This is a genomic window from Zoogloea dura, from assembly GCF_012927165.1.
In the GTDB taxonomy this organism is placed as follows: Bacteria; Pseudomonadota; Gammaproteobacteria; order Burkholderiales; family Rhodocyclaceae; genus Zoogloea; species Zoogloea dura.
The window spans coordinates 100,497-119,468 of the sequence record NZ_JABBGA010000013.1; the positions used below are offsets into that span (position 1 = coordinate 100,497).

20 protein-coding genes are annotated in these 18,972 nt (G+C 68.0%); 7 read left to right on the forward strand and 13 right to left on the reverse strand.

Translation table 11 applies throughout. The features are described 5' to 3' along the window. Positions 1 to 109: 109 nt before the first annotated feature. The gene (locus HHL15_RS15900) at positions 110 to 649 is read right to left on the reverse strand and encodes an NUDIX domain-containing protein (RefSeq protein ID WP_169146767.1); all 540 of its coding nucleotides are present in this window, start codon (positions 647 to 649) and stop codon (positions 110 to 112) included. A 113-nt stretch (positions 650 to 762) separates the two neighbouring features. Here HHL15_RS15900 and HHL15_RS15905 point away from each other — a divergent pair, with 113 nt between their 5' ends. Further along, entirely contained in the window at positions 763 to 1,455 is a 693-nt protein-coding gene (locus HHL15_RS15905) for a hypothetical protein (RefSeq protein ID WP_169146768.1), read from the forward strand. 17 nt (positions 1,456 to 1,472) lie between these two features. Here the strand turns inward: HHL15_RS15905 and HHL15_RS15910 are convergent, their stop codons facing one another. The 7 genes from HHL15_RS15910 to HHL15_RS15940 form a co-directional block, all read right to left on the reverse strand. Continuing rightward, a complete protein-coding gene (locus tag HHL15_RS15910) occupies positions 1,473 to 2,045 on the reverse strand; it encodes a putative metalloprotease CJM1_0395 family protein (protein ID WP_169146769.1) in 573 nt (190 codons plus the stop codon). 99 nt (positions 2,046 to 2,144) lie between these two features. After that, entirely contained in the window at positions 2,145 to 2,864 is a 720-nt protein-coding gene (locus HHL15_RS15915) for an ABC transporter ATP-binding protein (RefSeq protein WP_169146770.1), read from the reverse strand. Further along, the gene (locus HHL15_RS15920) at positions 2,861 to 3,643 is read right to left on the reverse strand and encodes an ABC transporter ATP-binding protein (protein ID WP_169146771.1); all 783 of its coding nucleotides are present in this window, start codon (positions 3,641 to 3,643) and stop codon (positions 2,861 to 2,863) included. The genes HHL15_RS15915 and HHL15_RS15920 overlap by 4 nt, the downstream gene beginning before the upstream one ends. Continuing rightward, on the reverse strand, positions 3,640 to 4,749 hold the full coding sequence (locus tag HHL15_RS15925; protein WP_169146772.1) for an ABC transporter permease subunit: 1,110 nt from the start codon (positions 4,747 to 4,749) through the stop codon (positions 3,640 to 3,642). Before HHL15_RS15925 ends, HHL15_RS15920 begins: the two co-directional genes overlap by 4 nt. Positions 4,750 to 4,761: 12 nt before the next feature. Continuing rightward, positions 4,762 to 5,694, reverse strand: a complete 933-nt coding sequence (locus HHL15_RS15930; RefSeq protein ID WP_169146773.1) for a branched-chain amino acid ABC transporter permease — start codon at positions 5,692 to 5,694, stop codon at positions 4,762 to 4,764. A 94-nt stretch (positions 5,695 to 5,788) separates the two neighbouring features. Continuing rightward, positions 5,789 to 6,901: a branched-chain amino acid ABC transporter substrate-binding protein gene (locus HHL15_RS15935; RefSeq protein WP_169146774.1), complete on the reverse strand. Its 1,113-nt coding sequence runs from the start codon at positions 6,899 to 6,901 to the stop codon at positions 5,789 to 5,791. Between the two features lie 46 nt (positions 6,902 to 6,947). Next, positions 6,948 to 8,060, reverse strand: a complete 1,113-nt coding sequence (locus tag HHL15_RS15940) for a branched-chain amino acid ABC transporter substrate-binding protein (RefSeq protein WP_408065730.1) — start codon at positions 8,058 to 8,060, stop codon at positions 6,948 to 6,950. Between the two features lie 135 nt (positions 8,061 to 8,195). On the opposite strand from HHL15_RS15940, the gene bamE reads away from it, so the two are divergent. The 4 genes from bamE to HHL15_RS15960 all read left to right on the forward strand — a co-directional run bounded on the left by bamE (position 8,196) and on the right by HHL15_RS15960 (position 12,775). After that, complete coding sequence (bamE, locus tag HHL15_RS15945; RefSeq protein ID WP_169146776.1) at positions 8,196 to 8,678, forward strand: outer membrane protein assembly factor BamE domain-containing protein; 483 nt, start codon at positions 8,196 to 8,198, stop codon at positions 8,676 to 8,678. A gap of 96 nt (positions 8,679 to 8,774) precedes the next feature. Continuing rightward, positions 8,775 to 10,562: a methyl-accepting chemotaxis protein gene (locus HHL15_RS15950; RefSeq protein WP_169146777.1), complete on the forward strand. Its 1,788-nt coding sequence runs from the start codon at positions 8,775 to 8,777 to the stop codon at positions 10,560 to 10,562. A 234-nt stretch (positions 10,563 to 10,796) separates the two neighbouring features. After that, positions 10,797 to 12,317 carry an aldehyde dehydrogenase gene (gene adh / locus HHL15_RS15955; RefSeq protein ID WP_169146778.1) on the forward strand — a complete coding sequence of 507 codons (1,521 nt, stop codon included), beginning with the start codon at positions 10,797 to 10,799 and terminating at the stop codon, positions 12,315 to 12,317. Between the two features lie 86 nt (positions 12,318 to 12,403). After that, complete coding sequence (locus HHL15_RS15960; protein WP_169146779.1) at positions 12,404 to 12,775, forward strand: DUF779 domain-containing protein; 372 nt, start codon at positions 12,404 to 12,406, stop codon at positions 12,773 to 12,775. A gap of 21 nt (positions 12,776 to 12,796) precedes the next feature. Here HHL15_RS15960 and HHL15_RS15965 read toward each other — a convergent pair whose 3' ends face one another. Genes HHL15_RS15965 through HHL15_RS15975 form a run of 3 tightly spaced genes read right to left on the reverse strand, consistent with a single transcriptional unit; the run spans position 12,797 to position 14,589 of the window. Continuing rightward, positions 12,797 to 13,120: a DUF2149 domain-containing protein gene (locus HHL15_RS15965; RefSeq protein ID WP_328825055.1), complete on the reverse strand. Its 324-nt coding sequence runs from the start codon at positions 13,118 to 13,120 to the stop codon at positions 12,797 to 12,799. Further along, positions 13,117 to 13,638 (reverse strand): MotA/TolQ/ExbB proton channel family protein, encoded by a 522-nt coding sequence (locus tag HHL15_RS15970; protein ID WP_169146780.1) that lies wholly within the window; start codon positions 13,636 to 13,638, stop codon positions 13,117 to 13,119. Before HHL15_RS15970 ends, HHL15_RS15965 begins: the two co-directional genes overlap by 4 nt. A 3-nt stretch (positions 13,639 to 13,641) precedes the next feature. Beyond that, complete coding sequence (locus HHL15_RS15975; RefSeq protein WP_169146781.1) at positions 13,642 to 14,589, reverse strand: tetratricopeptide repeat protein; 948 nt, start codon at positions 14,587 to 14,589, stop codon at positions 13,642 to 13,644. 251 nt (positions 14,590 to 14,840) lie between these two features. Between HHL15_RS15975 and HHL15_RS15980 the strand changes: the two genes are divergently transcribed. Next, complete coding sequence (locus HHL15_RS15980) at positions 14,841 to 15,302, forward strand: cupin domain-containing protein (RefSeq protein WP_169146782.1); 462 nt, start codon at positions 14,841 to 14,843, stop codon at positions 15,300 to 15,302. Positions 15,303 to 15,309: 7 nt separating this feature from the next. Here the strand turns inward: HHL15_RS15980 and HHL15_RS15985 are convergent, their stop codons facing one another. Further along, entirely contained in the window at positions 15,310 to 15,945 is a 636-nt protein-coding gene (locus tag HHL15_RS15985) for a response regulator (protein ID WP_169146783.1), read from the reverse strand. Then, entirely contained in the window at positions 15,938 to 17,323 is a 1,386-nt protein-coding gene (locus HHL15_RS15990; RefSeq protein WP_169146784.1) for an ATP-binding protein, read from the reverse strand. Before HHL15_RS15990 ends, HHL15_RS15985 begins: the two co-directional genes overlap by 8 nt. Positions 17,324 to 17,486: 163 nt before the next feature. Here HHL15_RS15990 and HHL15_RS15995 point away from each other — a divergent pair, with 163 nt between their 5' ends. Then, positions 17,487 to 18,971 carry a protein adenylyltransferase SelO gene (locus tag HHL15_RS15995; RefSeq protein ID WP_169146785.1) on the forward strand — a complete coding sequence of 495 codons (1,485 nt, stop codon included), beginning with the start codon at positions 17,487 to 17,489 and terminating at the stop codon, positions 18,969 to 18,971. Position 18,972 lies beyond the last annotated feature (1 nt).

Below are 18,972 nucleotides of genomic sequence, written 5' to 3' on the forward strand. Positions count from 1 at the left end.
TTTTGCACATTTCAAGTGAATTTAATCATTTTCTTATGAACGCTCAAAAGCAAGCGGGGCGCCTGCGCGCCCCGCTTGCTTGAAGCCCCTGCCCCGGCCGGCGATCAGATCACGAGAGCTCCCGCTCCGCCCAGTACAAGGCGGTGATTGTCTTGGCGTCGGTGATCCGCCCGTCAAACACTGCAGCGCGGGCCTCCTCCACGCTGAGGGTCAGGATCTCCAGGAACTCCCCTTCATCCCAGGCGTGGCCGACATGCTCCAGGCCACGGGCCAGGAAGATCTCGATGCTCTCATCGGAGTAGCCGATGCAGGGGTGCATCACTCCCAGGTAACGCCAGTCTTCGGTGACGTAACCGGTCTCTTCCTGCAGTTCCCTCCGGGCGCAGGCCAGGATGTCCTCGTCCGGATCGATCTTGCCCGCGGGCAGTTCCAGGAAGGCCCGCCCCACCGGGTAGCGGAACTGCCGCTCGAAGACCAGGCGGCCATCGGCCAGCACCGGGATGACCACCACCGCCCCGGGATGCTTCACGTACTCGCGGCCACCGATGCTGCCGTCCGGCAGCCGGACCTCATCCCGATAGACCTTCAACAGGCGTCCCTCGAATACCGCTTGCGTCGACAACTGTTCCTCGTGCAGAGGGTCCTTCATTCCGATCTCCCGTTCGCCAATATCAATGCCAGGGCCGGAGGATCGCATTGCCTGGAGGCGCCTGACCAGCCCCATCCCGCATAATCCCGGCCTCACACCTTCGCGGATGCGTCGTGACACCTTCCCTGCCACCCCTGCGCGATCAGCTGCTGCACCCGAGCGGCGGGCTGGTCTACCACTTGCGTGCCCTCCGCCATCGGCACGGGCTGTGGGCCGGCTTCCATCGCGTGGTGGCGGGCTGGTTGAACAACTGGCAGCCCGGCCGCCGCCAGCTGGTGCTGGTCGGGCCGAATGCCGGCCACGCACTGCCGGCCGGCTTCCTGGCGCGCTTCGACGAGGTGGTGGCGCTGGAGCCCGACCCGCTCGCCCGCTGGTGGCTGGGCAGGCGGCCGGATGCCGGCCGGCTGCGCTTCATGGCGCTGGACTGCCTGGCCGGCCCCGAGGGCCTCGCCCGGCTTGCGGCAGCCTTCCCGGATTCGGCCATCCTCTTTTCCAACGTGCTCGGACAGATCCCCGCCCCCGCAGGCAACTGGTCCGAGCTGCTGCGCCGCCATCTGGAGATGCAGCCCTGGGCAAGCTACCACGACGTGGTGTCCACGGAGCGCGAACCGCAATGCATGGAGGCCATGGCGCTGGACGGCAGGGACGATCTGGACGCGACCCTGGCCCGCTTCTGGCACGGCGGCAGCTTGACGGTGAGTGACCACGAGACCTTCCAGTTGGGCGGACAGGGCCCGTTCAGCTACGTGCCGTGGCAGATCGTCCCGGGACGCTGGCAACTGGTGGAATGGACGTGCAGGGCCTGACAGCCGCAGCCGGAAATTCAGGCGTAGGTGTCGATGCCACCGCCGGCCGGGCTCTGCATGCTGCCAATGCGCTGGTAGGCATCGGCCCGGGAGGACGCCGCGGCGGAGGTCGATGCCGCCGACTCGGCGCTGTCAGCATCTGCAGCAGCAGGTGCCGCAACGGTCGCGCTGCCGGAGTCCTGGCGGGCCAGCTCGATGCGTGCTGTGGCCGCCATGCGCGCCGCCTGGGCGGCGATCTGCCGGTCGGCCCCGGAAGGGTCGGCCGGCGCCAGCGCAGCGGCCTGGATCTGCTGGGCCCGGGCCAGGGTGTCCTCCGGTGTCCGGCCAGGGGATACGTCGATGCCGACCTCGCCACCCACCGCATAGCGGCGCCCGTCCGGGCCGGTCTCGTAGGTGTAGCTGGCGCCGCTGGTGGCCAAGCCGCCGGCTGCCGACAGATGGGCCTGCTCGTGGGCCCGGACTTCCTTGTCGCGCTGTGCCAGCTTGTCGACGATGCGCTGCTCTTCAGCACTCAAGCCGCTGCCACTGGCTCGGCTGGCAGCCGACCAGGCGCTGGCGGATGAGGCGGAGCTGACGGATGAAATGGCCATGATGTTGGGAAGTACCTGCTGCGCAGCACTTTCAGCTTAGCCAGCGGCCGCCGGTTCGCCACCCCGCGAGGAGGGGCCGATACCCCTCATCCGCCGGGCTCACTCACCCAGATAAGCGGCCCGCACCTTGGGGTCGGCCAACAAATCGGCACCGGAGCCGCTCAGGGTGATGCAGCCCGACTCCATCACGTAGGCGCGGCTGGAAAACTCCAGGGCCAGGTTGGCGTTCTGCTCCACCAGCAGGATGGTCACCCCGTCAGCAGCCACCGAACGGATCACCTCGAAGATCTTCTCCACCACCAGGGGCGCCAACCCCATCGAGGGCTCGTCCAGCAGCAGCAGGCGCGGCCGCGACAGCAGCGCCCGGCCGATCGCCACCATCTGTTGCTCGCCGCCGGAGAGGGTGCCCGCCACCTGCTGCAGGCGCTCCTTGACCCGCGGCAACATGCTGAAAATGCGCTCCATGTCGGCATCCACCGCATCCTGGTCGCGCCGGCAGTAGGCCCCCATGCGCAGGTTTTCCTCGACGGTCAGGCGGGTGAAGATGCCGCGCCCCTCCGGCACCAGGGCCAGGCCCTGGCGCAGGCGCTTGTGGGCCGGCAGCTTGTCGATGGACTTGCCGTCGTAGAGGATCTCGCCGCCGCTGGTGTTGAGGGTGCCGGCAATGGCATTGAGGGTGGTGGTCTTGCCGGCGCCGTTGGCGCCGATCAGGGACACCAGCTCGCCGGGCGCCAGCGCCAGGCTGATGCCCTTCACCGCCTCGATGGCGCCGTAGGCCACCCGGGTGTCACGCAGTTGCAGGATGGGGGTGGCGCTCATGCGGCAGCTCCCGCAGTACCGTGGCCACCCAGGTAGGCGGAGATCACGGCGTCGTTCTTCTGCACCACGGCAGGCACGTCCTCGGCGATCTTGCGGCCGAAATCGAGCACCGCGAGACGGTCGCACAGGCCCATCACCAGCTTCACGTCGTGTTCGATGAGGAGCACGGTGACGCCGTCGTGGCGGATGGTCTGCACCAGCTCGCGCAGGCGGGCGGTCTCGGTGGCGTTCATGCCGGCGGCCGGTTCGTCGAGGGCCAGCAGCTGTGGCTCGGTGGCCAGCGCCCGGGCAATCTCCAGGCGCCGCTGGTCGCCGTAGGAGAGGTTCTTCGACACCGTGTCGGCAAAACGCTCGATGCCCACGTAGCGCAACAGCTCGAAGGCCCGCTCGGTGATCAGGCGTTCCTCCTCCTTGGCCTTCCGCGTCTGCAGCAGGATGGAGAGCGGGTTGGCCCGCGAGCGGATGTGGTGGCCCGCCATCACGTTCTCGAGGGCGGTCATGTCGCGGAACAGGCGGATGTTCTGGAAGGTGCGGGCGATGCCGGCGGCCACCACCTGCTCGGGCTTGCCGCTGGGCAGTTCGGTGCCGTTGAAGACCAGCTCGCCGCCGTCGGGCACATAGGCGCCGGTCAACACGTTGAAGAAGGTGGTCTTGCCGGCGCCGTTGGGGCCGATCAGGCCGTACACCTCGCCCTTGCGGATGGTCAGCGACACATCGGACAAGGCGGTGAGGCCGCCGAAGCGCTTGGTGACGTTTCTCGCGTCAAGCAGCGTGATCACTTGCGCGCCTCCCCGGCCGCCTTGCCCACCACCAGTTCGGGGCGGGAGTAGCGGCTGTAGGCCGGGATCATGCCGGACGGCCGGAGCAGCATCATCAGGATCATGGCCAGGGACAGCAGCAGCATGCGCAGCACTTCCGGATCCAGGATCACCCGGTCGAACACCGCCTGCTGCACTGGCACGGCCACATGGCGCAGCACCTCGGGCAGCGCCGTGAGGGCCAGCGCCCCGACGATCACCCCAGCCAGGTTGCCCATGCCGCCGAAGACGATCATGGTGAGCACCGCGATGGACTCCATCAGCGAGAAGCTCTCCGGCGACACGAAGCCCTGGAAAGCCGCAAAAAGCCCGCCAGCCACGCCGCCGAAGGTGGCCCCGAGGGAGAAGGCCAGCAGCTTCATGTTGCGGGTATTGATGCCGATCGCCTTGGCCGCCAGTTCGTCGTCGCGGATCGCCGCCCAGGCCCGGCCGACCCGGGAGATCTGCAGGCGCTGGACAAGGATGATGGACAGCACCACGAAGGCCAGGAACACGTAGTAGTAGAGGAACAGCGAGTTGATGGTGATGTCCTCGCCGATCTTCACCGGCCTGGAAATGTCCCAGCCGAAGAGCACCAGGGGGTCGATCATGTTGATCCCCTGGGGCCCGTTGGTGATGTTGATCGGGTGGTTCAGGTTGTTCAGGAAGATCCGCACGATCTCACCGAAGCCCAGGGTCACGATGGCCAGGTAGTCGCCCCGCAGACGCAGGGTGGGCAGGCCGAGGATGATGCCGGCCAGCGCCGCGAAGCCCGCCCCCATCGGCAGCACGATCCAGAACGGCAGGTGAATGTCAAAATGCGGCGAGGCCAGGAAGGCGAAGGTGTAAGCCCCCACCGCGTAGAAGGCGATGTAGCCCAGGTCGAGCAGGCCGGCAAAGCCCACCACCAGGTTGAGCCCGATCGCCAGCATCACGTAGAGCATGGCGAAGTCGAGGATGCGCACCCAGGTCTTGCCGAACAGGATGGCGATGAGCGGCGCGCCAAGGGCGATGGCGACGACGACCCAGCGGGCCGCCGCCGGGTGGCGCTTGCCGAGCCAGGGGATGGCGAGGGCGAGTTCATTCATGGGGCGATGTCCTCAGGCACGGTCGGCGACACGTTCGCCCAGCAGGCCGGTGGGCCGGAAGATGAGCACGATGCCGAGGATCAGGAAGGCGAAGATGTCCTGGTAGCTGGAGTTGAGGAAGCCGAAGCTCAGGTCCTCGATGTAGCCGGCGCCGATGGACTCCACCAACCCCAGCACCAGCCCCCCCAGCATGGCCCCGCCCAGGTTGCCGATACCGCCCAGCACCGCCGCCGTGAAGGCCTTGAGGCCGGGCATGAAGCCCATGGCGTAGTGGGCGATGCCGTAATTCGACGAGAACATCACCCCCGCCACCGCCGCCAGGCCTGAGCCGATCACGAAGGTGGCGGCGATGATCTTGTTGGTATCCACCCCCATCAGGCTGGCCACCTTGTGGTTCTCCGCCGTGGCGCGCATCGCGCGGCCGAGGCGGGTCTTGTTGACCAGCAGCACCAGGGCCACCATCAGCAGCGCCGACACCACCAGGATGGCGACCTGCACCGGCGTGATGAAGACACCGGCCACCGGCTCCAGCGGCGTGGTGGAGACGAGTTGCGGGAAGGTGTGGTAGTTGCGGCCCCAGATGATCATGGCGATGGTCTGGAGCAGGAAGGACACGCCGATGGCGGTGATCAGCGGCGCCAGCCGCGGCGCATTGCGCAGGCGGCGGTAGGCGGTGCGTTCGATGGTGTAGCCAAGCAGCATGCACACCAGCACCGACACCGAGAGGCCGGCCAGCAGGGTGGGGATCAGGCCGAGGTCGGGGGCATGCAGCTGGATCAGGCGGATCGCCTCGAGGGCCACCAGGGCGCCCACCATCAGGATGTCGCCGTGGGCGAAGTTGATCAGCCCGAGAATGCCGTAAACCATGGTATAGCCGAGGGCAACCAGCGCATAGACGCTGCCCACCACGAGGCCGTTCACGGTTTGCTGAAGAAGGGTTTCCATGGAAACGACCGGAAGAGGTGAATGAACTGCGGCGGCCCCTGCAGGGTGCTGTAGGGGCGGCTGAAGCCGCGCCTACAGCACCATCAGGAAACAATTACTGCACGGCTTCCCACTTGCCGGACTTGAACTGATACACGGTCACCGCGCCATCCTTGATGTCGCCCTTGGCGTCGAAGGCCACGGTGCCGATCACGCCGGGGAAGTTCACCTTGCCGATGGCCGGCGCGTACTTGGCCGGATCGGCGGAGTTGGCCGCCTTCATCGCCTCGATGATGGCCGAGGCCGCGTCGTAGGAGTACGGCGCGTAGATCTGCACATCGGCATTGAAGCGCTTCTTGAAGCGCTCGTTGAAGTTCTTGCCGCCCGGCATCTTGTCGAGGGGCAGGCCCGGCTGGGTGCAGTAGGCGCTGCCGCCGATGGCATCGCCGGCCAGCTTGATCACCTCGCCGGTGCAGCCGCCGTCGCCGGTGATGAACTTGGCGTTGATGCCGAGCTGCTTGATCTGCTTGAGCATCGGACCGGCCTGGGTGTCCATGCCGCTATAGACGATCACGTCCGGGTTCTGGGCCTTGATGCGGGTCAGGATGGCCAGGAAGTCGGTGGCCTTGTCGCTGGTGAACTCGCGCCCGGTGAGGCTGCCACCATTGGCCTTGACGGCCTTCTCCACCTCGTCGGCGAGGCCCTGGCCGTAGGCCGTGCGGTCGTCGATCAGGGCGACCTTCTTGCCCAGCTTGGTGGCTGCGTACTTGCCGATGGCCAGGCCCTGCTGCACGTCGTTGGCAATGGTGCGGAAGGTGGCCTTGAAGCCCTGCTGGGTCAGCTTGGGGTTGGTCGAGGCGGGCGAGACCTGGGGCAGGCCGGCCTCGTTGTAAATTCGCGAGGCCGGAATGGAGGCCCCCGAATTGAGATGGCCGACAACCCCCTTCACGCCGCTGTCGGCGAGGCGCTGGGCCACGGTGGTTGCAGTCTTCGGGTCGGCCTGGTCATCCTCGGCCTGCAGCTCGAACTTCACCTTCTTGCCACCCAGGGTGACACCCTTGGCGTTGTACTCGTCGAGGGCCAGGCGGACCCCGTTCTCGATGTCCTTGCCCAGATGGGCCTGGGTGCCGGTGAGGGGGGCGGCAACGCCCAGCTTGATGACTTCCTGGGCCTGGGCAAGGGATGCACCAAGACCGAGCACGGCAAGGGCGACAAGGCTGCGTTTCATGCGGGTTTCTCCTCTGGTTTGTACGGTATTACACAATCAAGCAACTTCAGGGCCGGGCTTCCCACTTGCCATTGGCAAACTGGTAGAGCGTGACGCCCCCCTCGCGGCTGTCGCCGCTGGCATCGAAGGCGACATTGCCGGTGACGCCCTTGAAGGACACCTTCTGCAGCTGCGGCAGGTATTTGGCCGGTTCGGCCGAATTGGCGGCCTTCATGGCCTCGATCAGGGCCGTGGCAGCGTCGTAGCTGTAGGGGGCATAGAGCTGCACGGGAACGCCGAAGCGCTTCTTGAAGCGCTCGTTGAAGTCCTTGCCGCCGGGCATCTTGTCCATCGGGATGCCGGCCTGGGTGCAGTACACGTCGCTGCTCATGGCGGCACCGGCGATCTTGATCATCTCGGCGGTGCACGCCCCGTCGCCGCCCAGGTATCTGGCAGTGATGCCGAGCTGCTTCATCTGCTTGAGCAGCGGCGCGCCCTGAGCGTCCATGCCGCCGTAGAAGATGGCGTCCGGCTGGGCGGCCTTGAGCTTGGTGAGGATGGCGGCGAAATCGGTCGCCTTGTCGTTGGTGAACTCGCGCCCGACCGGCGGCGTGCCGAGCTTCTTGAGGCTGTCCACCAGAGCATCGGCCAGCCCCTGGCCGTAGGCGGTGCGGTCATCGATCACGGCAATGCGCTTCGCCTTGAGCACCTCGGTGGCGAAGCGGGCCATCGCAGCGCCCTGCTGCAGGTCGTTGGCGATGACCCGGTAGGTGGTCTTGAACTTCTGCTGGGTCAGCTTGGGGCTGGTGGAGGACGGTGTGATAGCCGGAATCCCCGACTGTTCGTAGATGCGCGAGGCGGGAATGGAGGCGCCGGAGGTCACATGCCCCACCACCCCCTTCACGCCGGCGTCGGCAAGGCGCTGGGCCACGGTGGTGGCGGTGCGCGGATCGGCCTGGTCATCCTCGGCCAGCAGCTCGAACCGGACCTTCTGGCCCCCCAGCGTCACACCCCTGGCGTTAGCGTCGTCCAGGGCCAGCTGGGTGCCGAACTGCTCATCCTTTCCGACATGGGCGATCGGCCCGGTCAACGGGCCGGCAAACCCGATCTTCACCACCACGTCGGCGTACAGGGCCTGGCTTCCCGCCAGCAGGCAGGCCGCCACGGCCAGTCGTCTCACACTGTGTTTCACGGGTCTGTCCTCCTGCGTTTCGGGTTCATGCCAGAATGGGCACAGCCTCATGCCCACAACAGGGCGGATTGTACCCACGCCGGCCTGCTTTGGCGGCACCGGCATCCACAACAAGGAATCACCATGCGCAGGCTGTTTTACCTGTTTCTGGGCCTTCTGGCCGCCCTCGGCCTGGCGGGCTGCGACGCGGTCACCATGAAGGATTTGAAACCCGGGGTATCCACCGGCTTCGACGTGCGCGACCGCCTCGGCAAACCGGGCATCGAATGGCGCAACGACGACGGCAGCGTGACCTGGGAATACACCCGGCAGCCGGAAGGCACCGAGTGCTTCATGGCCACCATCGGGCCGGACAACATCCTGCGCAGCCTCGAAAACGTGCTCACACCGGCCAACTTCGCCCGGGTCCAGCCAGGGTGGACCAAGGACCAGGTCCGCCGCCTGCTCGGCAAGCCGCGTTCGGTCCAGCAATTCACCCTCAAGAAGGAAGAGGTGTGGGATTGGCGGATGCCTCCGGAATTCAGCGCAGACGTCTTCTTCAACATCCACTTCAGTGATGACGGGCGTGTCGGCAGCACCAGCCGCACGGTCCAGCCAAGGGGCTGAATGCCGCGCCGGAAGTGACTTTCTACTCCCTCAAGATGCTAAAGCGTATGGAGAAAACGCCGTAATACGTCTGGAAGTCATGCCCAGGAACCCGTCATGCGCCAGAATCTGCCCATCACCCAAAATGAGTACCCCATCCCGGATGGCTCGGCCATCATCAGCCACACGGATCTGAAGGGGCACATCACCTACTGCAACGACGAGTTCATCGCCGCCAGCGGCTTCTCCCGATCCGAAGTCATCGGCCAGCCCCACAACATCCTGCGCCACCCCGACATGCCGCCGGAGGCCTATCGGGACATGTGGTCCACCCTCGAACGGGGCCTGCCGTGGAGTGGCATCGTCAAGAACCGGCGCAAGAACGGGGACTTCTACTGGGTCAAGGCCACCGCCACCCCGCTGGCCGACCAGTCCGGCTACATGTCGGTCCGCGTCAAGGCCGGACGCAGCGAGATCGCCGCCGCCGACGCACTGTACGGTCGCATGCGGACCGACCCGGGCATCCGGCTCGAGCAGGGCCAGCTTGCCCCGACAGGCGTACTGGCAGCCCTCGGCAGATTCCTCCCCCACCCGAGCCTGAAAGCCCGCATCTACCTGATCAGCGGCGGGCTGACCGCCCTCAACGTGATCGTCGCCGCGGTCGGCCTCAACGCCACAGACCATTCCCGCAACGCCTACAGCAACGCGGTCAGGGACGAAAGCCGCCTCATCCAGCAGCTTGCCCTCCCCCCCGACGACCCCGTCCGTGCCAGCCTGCAGCGCCATGCGGAGGCCAGCCAGGGAGCACTGCAACGCATCGAGGCGGAAGATGCCAGCACCCGCCAATGGCTCATCGGCCTCGGCCTGTCCGGGCTGTTGCTGGCGGCCATCGCCACCGTCCAGCTGATCCGGCGCCTCGGCCATTCCGTCGATGCCGGCAAGCGCGTGGCGGAAGCCATCGCCAAGGGCAACATGCTGGAGCCCCTGCCGCCCGCCTCCAATGATGAACTCGGGGCGCTGATCATCCACCTGGCGGTCATGCGCAACAACCTGCATGAACTGGTCGCCTCCATCCGCAACCAGGTCAACGCCCTGCTCGGCAACGCCCGCGAGCTGAGCAGCACCGCCTCCGACACCCGGGTGCTGGCCGACGCGCAGGCCGAATCCGCCTCGGGCATGGCTGCCGCCATCGAGCAGTTGTCGGTGTCCATCGACCACATCAGTGAACACGCCCGGGAATCCCGGGAGCTGTCGGAAACCTCCGGCGAGCGGGCTGCCACCGGCTCCCGGGTGATCAGCCATGCGGTGAGCGAGATGCGGGCGATTGCCGACTCGGTCAACCTCACCGCCGGATCGGTGCGCAACCTGGAATCCCTTTCCGGCGAGATCTCGATGATCGTCGGGGTCATCCGCGAGATTGCCGACCAGACCAACCTGCTGGCGCTCAACGCCGCCATCGAAGCGGCGCGGGCCGGCGAATCGGGCCGCGGCTTCGCGGTGGTGGCGGACGAAGTGCGCAAGCTGGCCGAGCGTACCGCCAACTCCACCGCCGAGATCACCACCATGATCGAGCGCATCCAGAGCGCCACCCGCCACGCCGCCGACGACATGGACGAAGGCGTCAAGGGCGCGGCGCGGGGCGTGACCCTGGCCGACGAGGCCGGCGGCACCATCGGCAGCATCCAGGAAAGCAGCAGCCAGGTGCTCGGATCGGTGGAAGGCATCACGCTGGGGCTGACCGAGCAATCGGCCGCCGCCCGGGACATCGCCCAGCGGGTCGAACAGATCGCCGGTGCCTCGGAATCCAACGCGGCCAGCGCGGCCCGTATCACCCAGTCGGCCGAGCAACTCGAAGAACTGGCCCGCACCCTGGAAACCCTGTCCTCCCGCTTCCGCATCGCCTGACCCGGGCGGGCCTGGTGCGCCATGGCACAGGCGCCATGGAGCACCTGCTCCACAATTGAACACGAACAAGCGATACACCATGCACTGCAACATTCTGGCGCACCACCCCCAATACGCTGATAAATAAGGCCTTTCAACTCATCAGCAATCCTGATCGAATCTTGGCACGTCCCCTGCTGAATACACGGCAACGCTGTACCGAGCGTTCCGAAACCAAATTCAGGAGGAGATACCATGCTCTACGCATTGCCCGGCTCTGCCGACGCCAAGGTCCAATACAAGTCCAAGTACGACAACTTCATCGGCGGCAAGTGGGTCGCTCCGGTCAAGGGCGAGTACTTCGACGTCATCACTCCGATCACCGGCAAGCCCTACACCAAGGCTGCCCGCTCCACCGCTGAAGACGTCGAGCTGGCGCTGGACGCCGCTCACGCCATCGCTGACAAGTGGGGCCGTACCTCCGCCGGCGAACGCTCCGGCCTGCTGCTGAAGATCGCCGACCGCCTGGAAGCCAACCTCGAGCTGCTGGCCTACGCCGAGACCGTGGATAACGGCAAGCCGATCCGCGAAACCCTGAACGCCGACATCCCCCTGGCTGTTGACCACTTCCGCTACTTCGCCGGCTGCCTGCGCTCCCAGGAAGGCTCCCTGTCCGAGATCGACGAGAACACCGTCGCCTACCACTTCCACGAGCCCCTCGGCGTGGTCGGCCAGATCATCCCCTGGAACTTCCCGATCCTGATGGCCGCCTGGAAGCTGGCCCCCGCCATCGGTGCCGGCAACTGCGTGGTCCTGAAGCCCGCCGAGTCCACCCCGATCTCCATCCTGGTGCTGGCCGAACTGATCGCCGACCTGCTGCCCCCGGGCGTGCTGAACATCATCAACGGCTTTGGCCGTGAAGCCGGCATGCCGCTGGCCACCAGCAAGCGCATCGCCAAGATCGCCTTCACCGGCTCCACCGCCACCGGCCGCGTGATCGCCCAGGCCGCCGCCACCAGCCTGATCCCCGCCACCCTGGAACTGGGCGGCAAGTCCCCCAACGTGTTCTTCGAAGACATCGCCGCCGCTGACGACGAGTTCTTCGACAAGGCCGTGGAAGGCCTGGTGCTGTTCGCCTTCAACCAGGGCGAAGTGTGCACCTGCCCGTCCCGCGCCCTGATCCAGGAATCCATCTACGACAAGTTCATCGAACGTGCCGTGGCCCGCGTCAAGCTGATCAAGCAAGGCAGCCCGCTCGACACCGACACCATGATCGGTGCCCAGGCTTCCGCCGACCAGCTCAGCAAGATCAAGGCTTACCTGGAAATCGGCAAGGGCGAAGGCGCCCAGGTGCTCGTCGGTGGCGAACAAGCCCACCTCGACGGCGACCTGGCCGGCGGCTACTACGTCCAGCCGACCCTGTTCAAGGGCCACAACAAGATGCGCATCTTCCAGGAAGAGATCTTCGGACCGGTGCTGGCCGTGACCACCTTCAAGGACGAAGCCGAAGCCCTGGCCATCGCCAACGACACCGTCTATGGCCTCGGCGCCGGCGTGTGGAGCCGCGACGGCAGCCGTGCCTTCCGCATGGGCCGCAACATCAAGGCCGGCCGCGTATGGACCAACTGCTACCACGCCTACCCGGCCCACGCTGCCTTCGGCGGCTACAAGGAATCCGGTATCGGCCGTGAAACCCACAAGGTCATGCTCGACCACTACCAGCAGACCAAGAACCTGCTGGTCAGCTACAGCCCGAACAAGCTGGGCTTCTTCTGATTCAAGAGTTGTACGTGTAAGGCAAGGTGTTACGGGGCGGGATATCTCGCCCCGTTTTTTTCTTTCTGGAACCGGAAACACCCATCATGACCGAACGCATCGTCGCCACCGACTCCGCCCTGCAATTCATCGACGAGCTGCGTGCCGAGTTCGGTCCCCTGATGTTCCTGCTCTCCGGCGGCTGCTGCGACGGCAGCGTGCCCAACTGCTACAAGGTCGGTGAAGTCATCCCCGGCCAGACCATGCTGCTGATCGGCCAGGTGGGCGGCGCCGACTTCTACCTGGGCCACCAGGAATTCCAGTATTACGAGAACTGCCAGCTGATCCTCGACACCAAGCCCGGCAACGGCGGCGACTTCTCGCTGGACTGCGGCCGCGGCCGCGCCTTCGTCACCGAATCGCGCCTGCTGTCGGACGAGGAGCGGGCCGGCCTGCCCCCCGTCCAGCCCGGCGCCTGACACTGCCGCCGGCAAAGCACCTCACTCCGGCACGTAGACCAGGCTGCCGTCCGGCATCCGCCAGGCCGTGCCGGCCCGCTTGCCGCCGCTCGCATCCGCCGCACCGCCATCGCCCCGGAAGCGCTCGATGCGCTGGCCATCCCGGATGATCACCTCCATGGCCGGTGAGCCCGCATTGCGGATCACCGTGACCCGTTCACCGCCGATCAGCCCTGGCGGCACGCCGGCCAGCGCCACCAGCAGCGCCGCGGCCAGCACCAGGAACACATCCACCAGGTTCACCAGGGACAGCAGGGGATCGTCGTCGTCCCCCTCATCGTGAAGCCCCAGCCGCAGCCCCTTCACGATGCGCTCTCCAGCACGGTGCCGGCCTGCGCCGGAAGCCCGCCGCTGCCCGCCTCGAGCGCAGCCAGGTCCTGGGCATACCAGCGCCGCCGCACAGTGGCCACGCCAAAGCTCAGAGCCGCCGCCAGCAGTGCCAGGATGACCGCGGAGAAAGCCACCGACAGGCTGCGCGACACTTCGGCCACCTGCCCCTCCCCGAGGGCCCGCAGGGCCGGCCCCATCGGGATCATCGTCGCCACCAGGCCCAGCATGGGCGCCACCCGGGCCGCCAGGCGCACCGGCTCGAGGCGTTTCACGGCCAGCGCTTCGAGCGCCGCCGCCCCCAGCCGGGGATCCCGCCGGCGTGCCTCCGCCAGCTCGAAGCCGGCCCGCCGGCCGGTACGGCGCTGCACGGCCTGCAGCATGAAGGCCCCCAACGCATGGAAGGCATAAAGGAAGACGACGGCGATGGCCAGCAACACCGGCGCCAGGAACAACTGGCCGGCCTCGTACATGAGGCCTTCGATCAGATTCAGCATGATTCACACTCCACGGGCAGGAAGGGGGGCAACAGACAGGGACATGAAAGGGCCACGGCGCGGGCGCCACTGGCGCGCCAGGCCGCTCAGGAAGGCCGCCAGCAGCAGCGCCGGCAGCCAGCCACCGGCGGGCTGCGTCTCCGTCGCCAGCTTCGCCACGACGGGTTGCAGACGCTGGCCAACGGGCGCCGCTGAGGCGGCAGCCACCCCGGCAGGCGCCGCGGCGGGCGCGGGAGGCGGTGACAGATCGGGCCTGTCCACCAGGCGGCGGGCCGCGGGCGTCGCCCCCCTGCTCCCGGACGAAGCCGCCCCGGCTGGTGTGGATGGCGGTGCAGCCGCCGCCTCCAGCAGATCGCCCGGCAGGGGCTGGGCGCCCGCCAAGGGTGGCGGCACACCAACACCGCGCGCGCGGCCGTCCCGGTCGCCCACGTGGTAGCCGGTACGCAGGAACTCGATGGCGTCCGGGTTACCGTCCGCCGCGGCGGCCTCGAACCAGCGCCGGGCTTCCACCTCATCGCGGAGCACACCCTTGCCCTCGTGCAGGGCGCTGGCGTAATGCAGCTTGCCGAGGGTCGCATAGGGCGAATCCCCGGCCAGGGCGGCCCGCCGCATCAACTCGGCGGCCCCCGCCGGGTCAGGCGCCACGGCGGCCCCGTCCTGCAACATCAGGGCCTTCCAGATCATCGCGCCGATGTAGCCGGCGGCAATGCAGCGGTCGAAGATCTTCATCGCCGTTTCGTGGTCGCCGCACTTTTCCAGCAGGTAACCCTTGCTGCACACCATCATGCTGGCCGGCTGGTCGGCCATGTACTCCAGGGTCTGGTCGCCCACCACGTGGGCCAGGTCGGTGGGCTCGCCGGTCTGCGCGACGGGGCCGCCGCAGAAGCGGTTGTCGGCCTGCGCACCCACCAGCGCCAGCGCCAGCAGGGCGCCGGCCAGGGGTCGTTTCATCCTCGGGTCCTTTCCGGGCGGCGGACGGTGCCCGCCTCGACCCCACTTTAGGGGCCGCTCCGCCCCTCGCGCAGCCGCATCCTGCCCGCCGGACAACGGGCAATCTGCCCGCCCCGGGTGCACCGCCCGGCCGGGAAGATTGCCCGCGCCTTTCCGGGCAGGCTGACCTCGGCGGCCACAGCCCATGCGGGTTCTACTGCGTTCCGGCCATCCGGCCCGATCTTCACCACCCACCCGCAGGAGACTTCCCCATGCCCCACACCGGCTTCGACGACAGCACCATCGACTGGCAACCCTTCGGTGACTTCCCCCACTTCCAGTTCGCCATCCTGCACGTGGACCGGGCGCGCAACCTGGCCGACGTGCTGTTCCGCTTCGCCGCTGGCCAGCAGATCGTCCTGCACCGCCACAAGGCCCTCAACCACACCTTCGTGCTGCGCGGCGAGCACCTGATCTACGAGGAAGACGGCAGCCTGCGCGAAGCCCGCCCGACCGGCAGCTACACCATCTCGCCGGCCAGCGAGACGCCTCACCGGGAGGGTGGCGGCAAGCAGGACGCCATCGTGCTGTTCAGCATGCGCCCGGAGCCGGGCGAGCTGCTCTACGAGATACTCGACGACGCCGGCAGGCTGATCGCCGAAGTGACGCTGGACACCCTCGAGGCCCTCTTCAACGCCCGCCTCGCCACCAACCAGGAGGCCGTGGCGGCCTGAACCCGGCTCAGATCAGCCCCAGGCGCAAGGCCAGGCGGGTCAGCTCGATGTCGCTGCGCACGCCGAGCTTGCTCTTGATCTGGTAGTGGCAGTTCTGCACCGTCTTGGCCGAGATGGACAGGCGGGTGCCGATCTCCTCCGGCCCCAGCCCGTCCAGCAGCAGGCGCAGGATCTCGAACTCCCGCGGGGCCAGCTCGGCCAGGGGCTCCCGCGGCCGGTCGATGAGGGCCAGGGCCAGCTCGGGCGCGATGTCCGGGCTGATCACCTGGCGCCGCGCCGCGACCTGGTACACCGCCTTCAGCAACTCGTCCGGCGGGCTGCTCTTGGTCACATAGCCCAAGGCCCCGGCGCGCAGGGCCTGGGTGGCGAACAGCGGCTCGCGGTGCATGGTGAACACCAGGATGCGCGCCGCCCCGTCGCGCTGCAGCAGCCGGCGGATCAACTCCACCCCGCCCATGTCGGGCAAGCCCAGGTCGAGCACCATCACGTCCGGCGCCAAGGCCTTGAACTGCTCCAGGGCCTCGCGCGCCGACGCCGCCTCCCCCACCACCGCCAGGTCCGGCCGGGTCTCGAGCAGGCGCCGATAGCCCTCCCGCACAATGGCGTGATCGTCCACCAGCAGGACACGGATCCTCTCAGTCATCAGCCACGCCCTCCTCAATCGCCGCCGGCGGAAAGTCCGCCTCCACCCGCATCCCTTGCGGCAGCCGGCGGATCAGCGCAAAACGTCCGCCCAGCGCCTCGACCCGCTCGCGCATGCCCAGCACGCCGAGCCCGCTGCCGGCCGTCGGCCCTTCGACGCCATCACCGTCGTCCTCGACCCGCAGCCGGCAGCCCTGCAGGTCGAGGCTCAGGGCCACGCTCACCCGGGTCGGCGCGCCGTGGCGCAGGGCATTGGTGAGGCTCTCCTGGACGATCCGGTAAAGGCTCACCGTCAGCCCGTCGGCCAGGCCATCGATGTCTCCGGCCAGCATCAGCTCGAAGCGGCAGCCCGACTGCCGGCGCCGCCAGCCGGCCACCAGCTCCTCGAGCGCCGCCTGCAGGCCGAACTCATCCAGGCCCACCGGCCGCAGTTGCAGCAGGATGTCCTGCAGGCTCTCCATCATGTGGGCGGTCACCCCGGCGATCGCACCCGCCGCCGGCAGCAGCGCCGGATCATGGACTTCGGCCCGGCTGCGCACGAAGGCCGCCTCGGCGCCGATGGACGCCAGGCACTGGCCGAACTCATCGTGCAGCTCCCGCGCCAGGTGGCGCCGCTCCTCCTCGCGCACCGCCAGCAGGCGCAGGGCCAGCCGGCGCTGCTCGGCCAGGGTGCGGCCCAGCCGCTCGGCCAGGTGGTCGAAGCCGGCGGCGATCCGGCGCAACTCCACCAAGCGCGGCCGCGGCATGCGCGCCGCCAGATCACCGCCCTCCATGCGCCCCAGCACCCCCAGGATTTCGTCCGCCGGCGCCAGCTCGCGGCGCACCGGCCGGTAGATCAGCAGGTTGAGCAGCAGGATCGCGACGGTCATGCCCAGCACCGTGGACATCTGCCCCCACACCGCCACGCCCTCCGAGTCCAGGTCCGGCGTGACGATGAACTCCCCCACCTTGACCCCCGGGTACTGGCCGATCACGCCGCGGTAGCGCACCTCCGGCCCGATCAGGCGGGCCAGTACCCAGCGGATCGGCGCAGGGGCCTGGCCCTCCTCATGAAAGCAGCGATTGACGATGGGCCGCTTGTAGATGTCCTCCACCTCCACGCAGATGCCCAGCAGCGGACCGATGCCGTCGAGGGACGACAGGGCCAGCCCGTCCAGGCTGCGCTGGAAGGCATCGCGCAGCTGATCGGCCTCGCCGGCGATCAAGCGTTCGACGGTGCCGCCGGTGCGCTCCACGTGCACACGGATGCGCTCGCGGGCCTGCTGCAGCACCACCCCGCAGGCGACCAGACCGACACACAGGGCAAACAGGGTGACCCGCAGCAGCAACTGGCGTTTCAGGTCAATGGCAGCCGGTGGTGGCGTCAGCGGTGGCGTCATGTTGGGCTCTTCCATCCTTCCCCCAGGGCGCGAGGAACCATACCATAGTGAAATAGTCGGATTTTACGTGCGACTCCGGGAGAGCCGCGGCCACGCAGCCTACCCCAAGCCCGGCGGGCAATTTGCCCGACCCCATGAAAACGACAGCCTTCCCCCGACCACCATGCATACCCTCGAGACCCTGCCCTTCGACAATGCCTTCGCGCGACTGCCGGCGGCCTTCTACACACGCCTGCCGCCCGAGCCCCTGCCCCGCCCCTACCTGGTGGCGGCCAGCCCCGACACCGCCCGGCTGATCGGCCTGGCGCCGGACGAGCTGGCGCGTGCCGACTTCCCGGCGGTCTTCGCCGGCAACGTGATGCTGCCCGGCAGCGAGCCGCTGGCCGCGGTGTATTCCGGCCACCAGTTCGGCGTCTGGGCCGGCCAGCTCGGCGACGGGCGGGCCCACCTGCTGGGCGAGGTGCAGGGCCCGGGCAGCGGCTGGGAGATCCAGCTCAAGGGCGCCGGCCAGACCCCCTACTCGCGCTTCGCCGACGGCCGCGCCGTGCTGCGTTCGAGCATCCGCGAGTTCCTCTGCTCCGAGGCCATGGCCGCCCTCGGCATCCCCACCACCCGCGCCCTCTGCGTGGTCGGCTCCGACGCCCCGGTGCGCCGCGAGACCATCGAGACCGCCGCCGTGGTGACCCGCCTGGCACCCAGCTTCATCCGCTTCGGCTCCTTCGAGCACTGGGCGTCCCAACGCAAGGTGGACGAGCTGCGCCAGCTCGCCGACTACGTGATCGACCGCTTCCGCCCCGAATGCCGTGACGCCGCCAACCCCTATGCCGCCCTGCTGACCGACGTGGGGCGGCGCACCGGCGAGCTGATCGCCCAGTGGCAGGGGGTGGGCTTCATGCACGGTGTGATGAACACCGACAACATGTCGATCCTGGGGCTGACCCTCGACTACGGCCCCTTCGGCTTCATGGATGCCTTCGATGCCGGCCACATCTGCAACCACTCGGACGACCATGGCCGCTACAGCTTCAAGTCCCAGCCGGTGGTGGGACACTGGAACCTCTACGCCCTCGGCCGCGCCCTGTCGCCGCTGATCGGCGAAGCTGCCGCAGTGGAAGCCGCCATCGAGGAGAGCTACGCGCCGGCCTTCGAAAGCCGCTTCGTCGCCCTGCTGGGCGCCAAGCTCGGCTTCGCCGGCAACCTGCCGGGCGACGAAGACTTCATCGGCGACACCTTCGCCCTGCTGCAGCAGCACCACCCGGACTACACCCAGTTCTTCCGCGCCCTGGGGCGCCTCCCCTCCCGGGTGGACGAGGCAGGCCGGGCCGCCGCCGACGCCCCCATGCGCGACCTGTTCATCGACCGCGACGCCGCCGACGCCTGGCTGGCCCTTTGGCGCGCCCGCCTGGGCGCCGAGGGGCGGCCCGATGCCGAGCGGCAGGCCGCCATGAACGCCACCAACCCCAAGTACGTGCTGCGCAACTGGATCGCCGAATCGGCCATCCGCGCCGCCCGCGCCAAGGACTACAGCGAGGTGAACGCAGTGCTGGCCTGCCTGTCGCGGCCCTTCGACGAGCAGCCGGAGTTCGAACGCTTCGCCGCGCCGCCGCCGGCCTGGGCCGAAGACTTGTCGGTGAGCTGCTCCAGCTGAG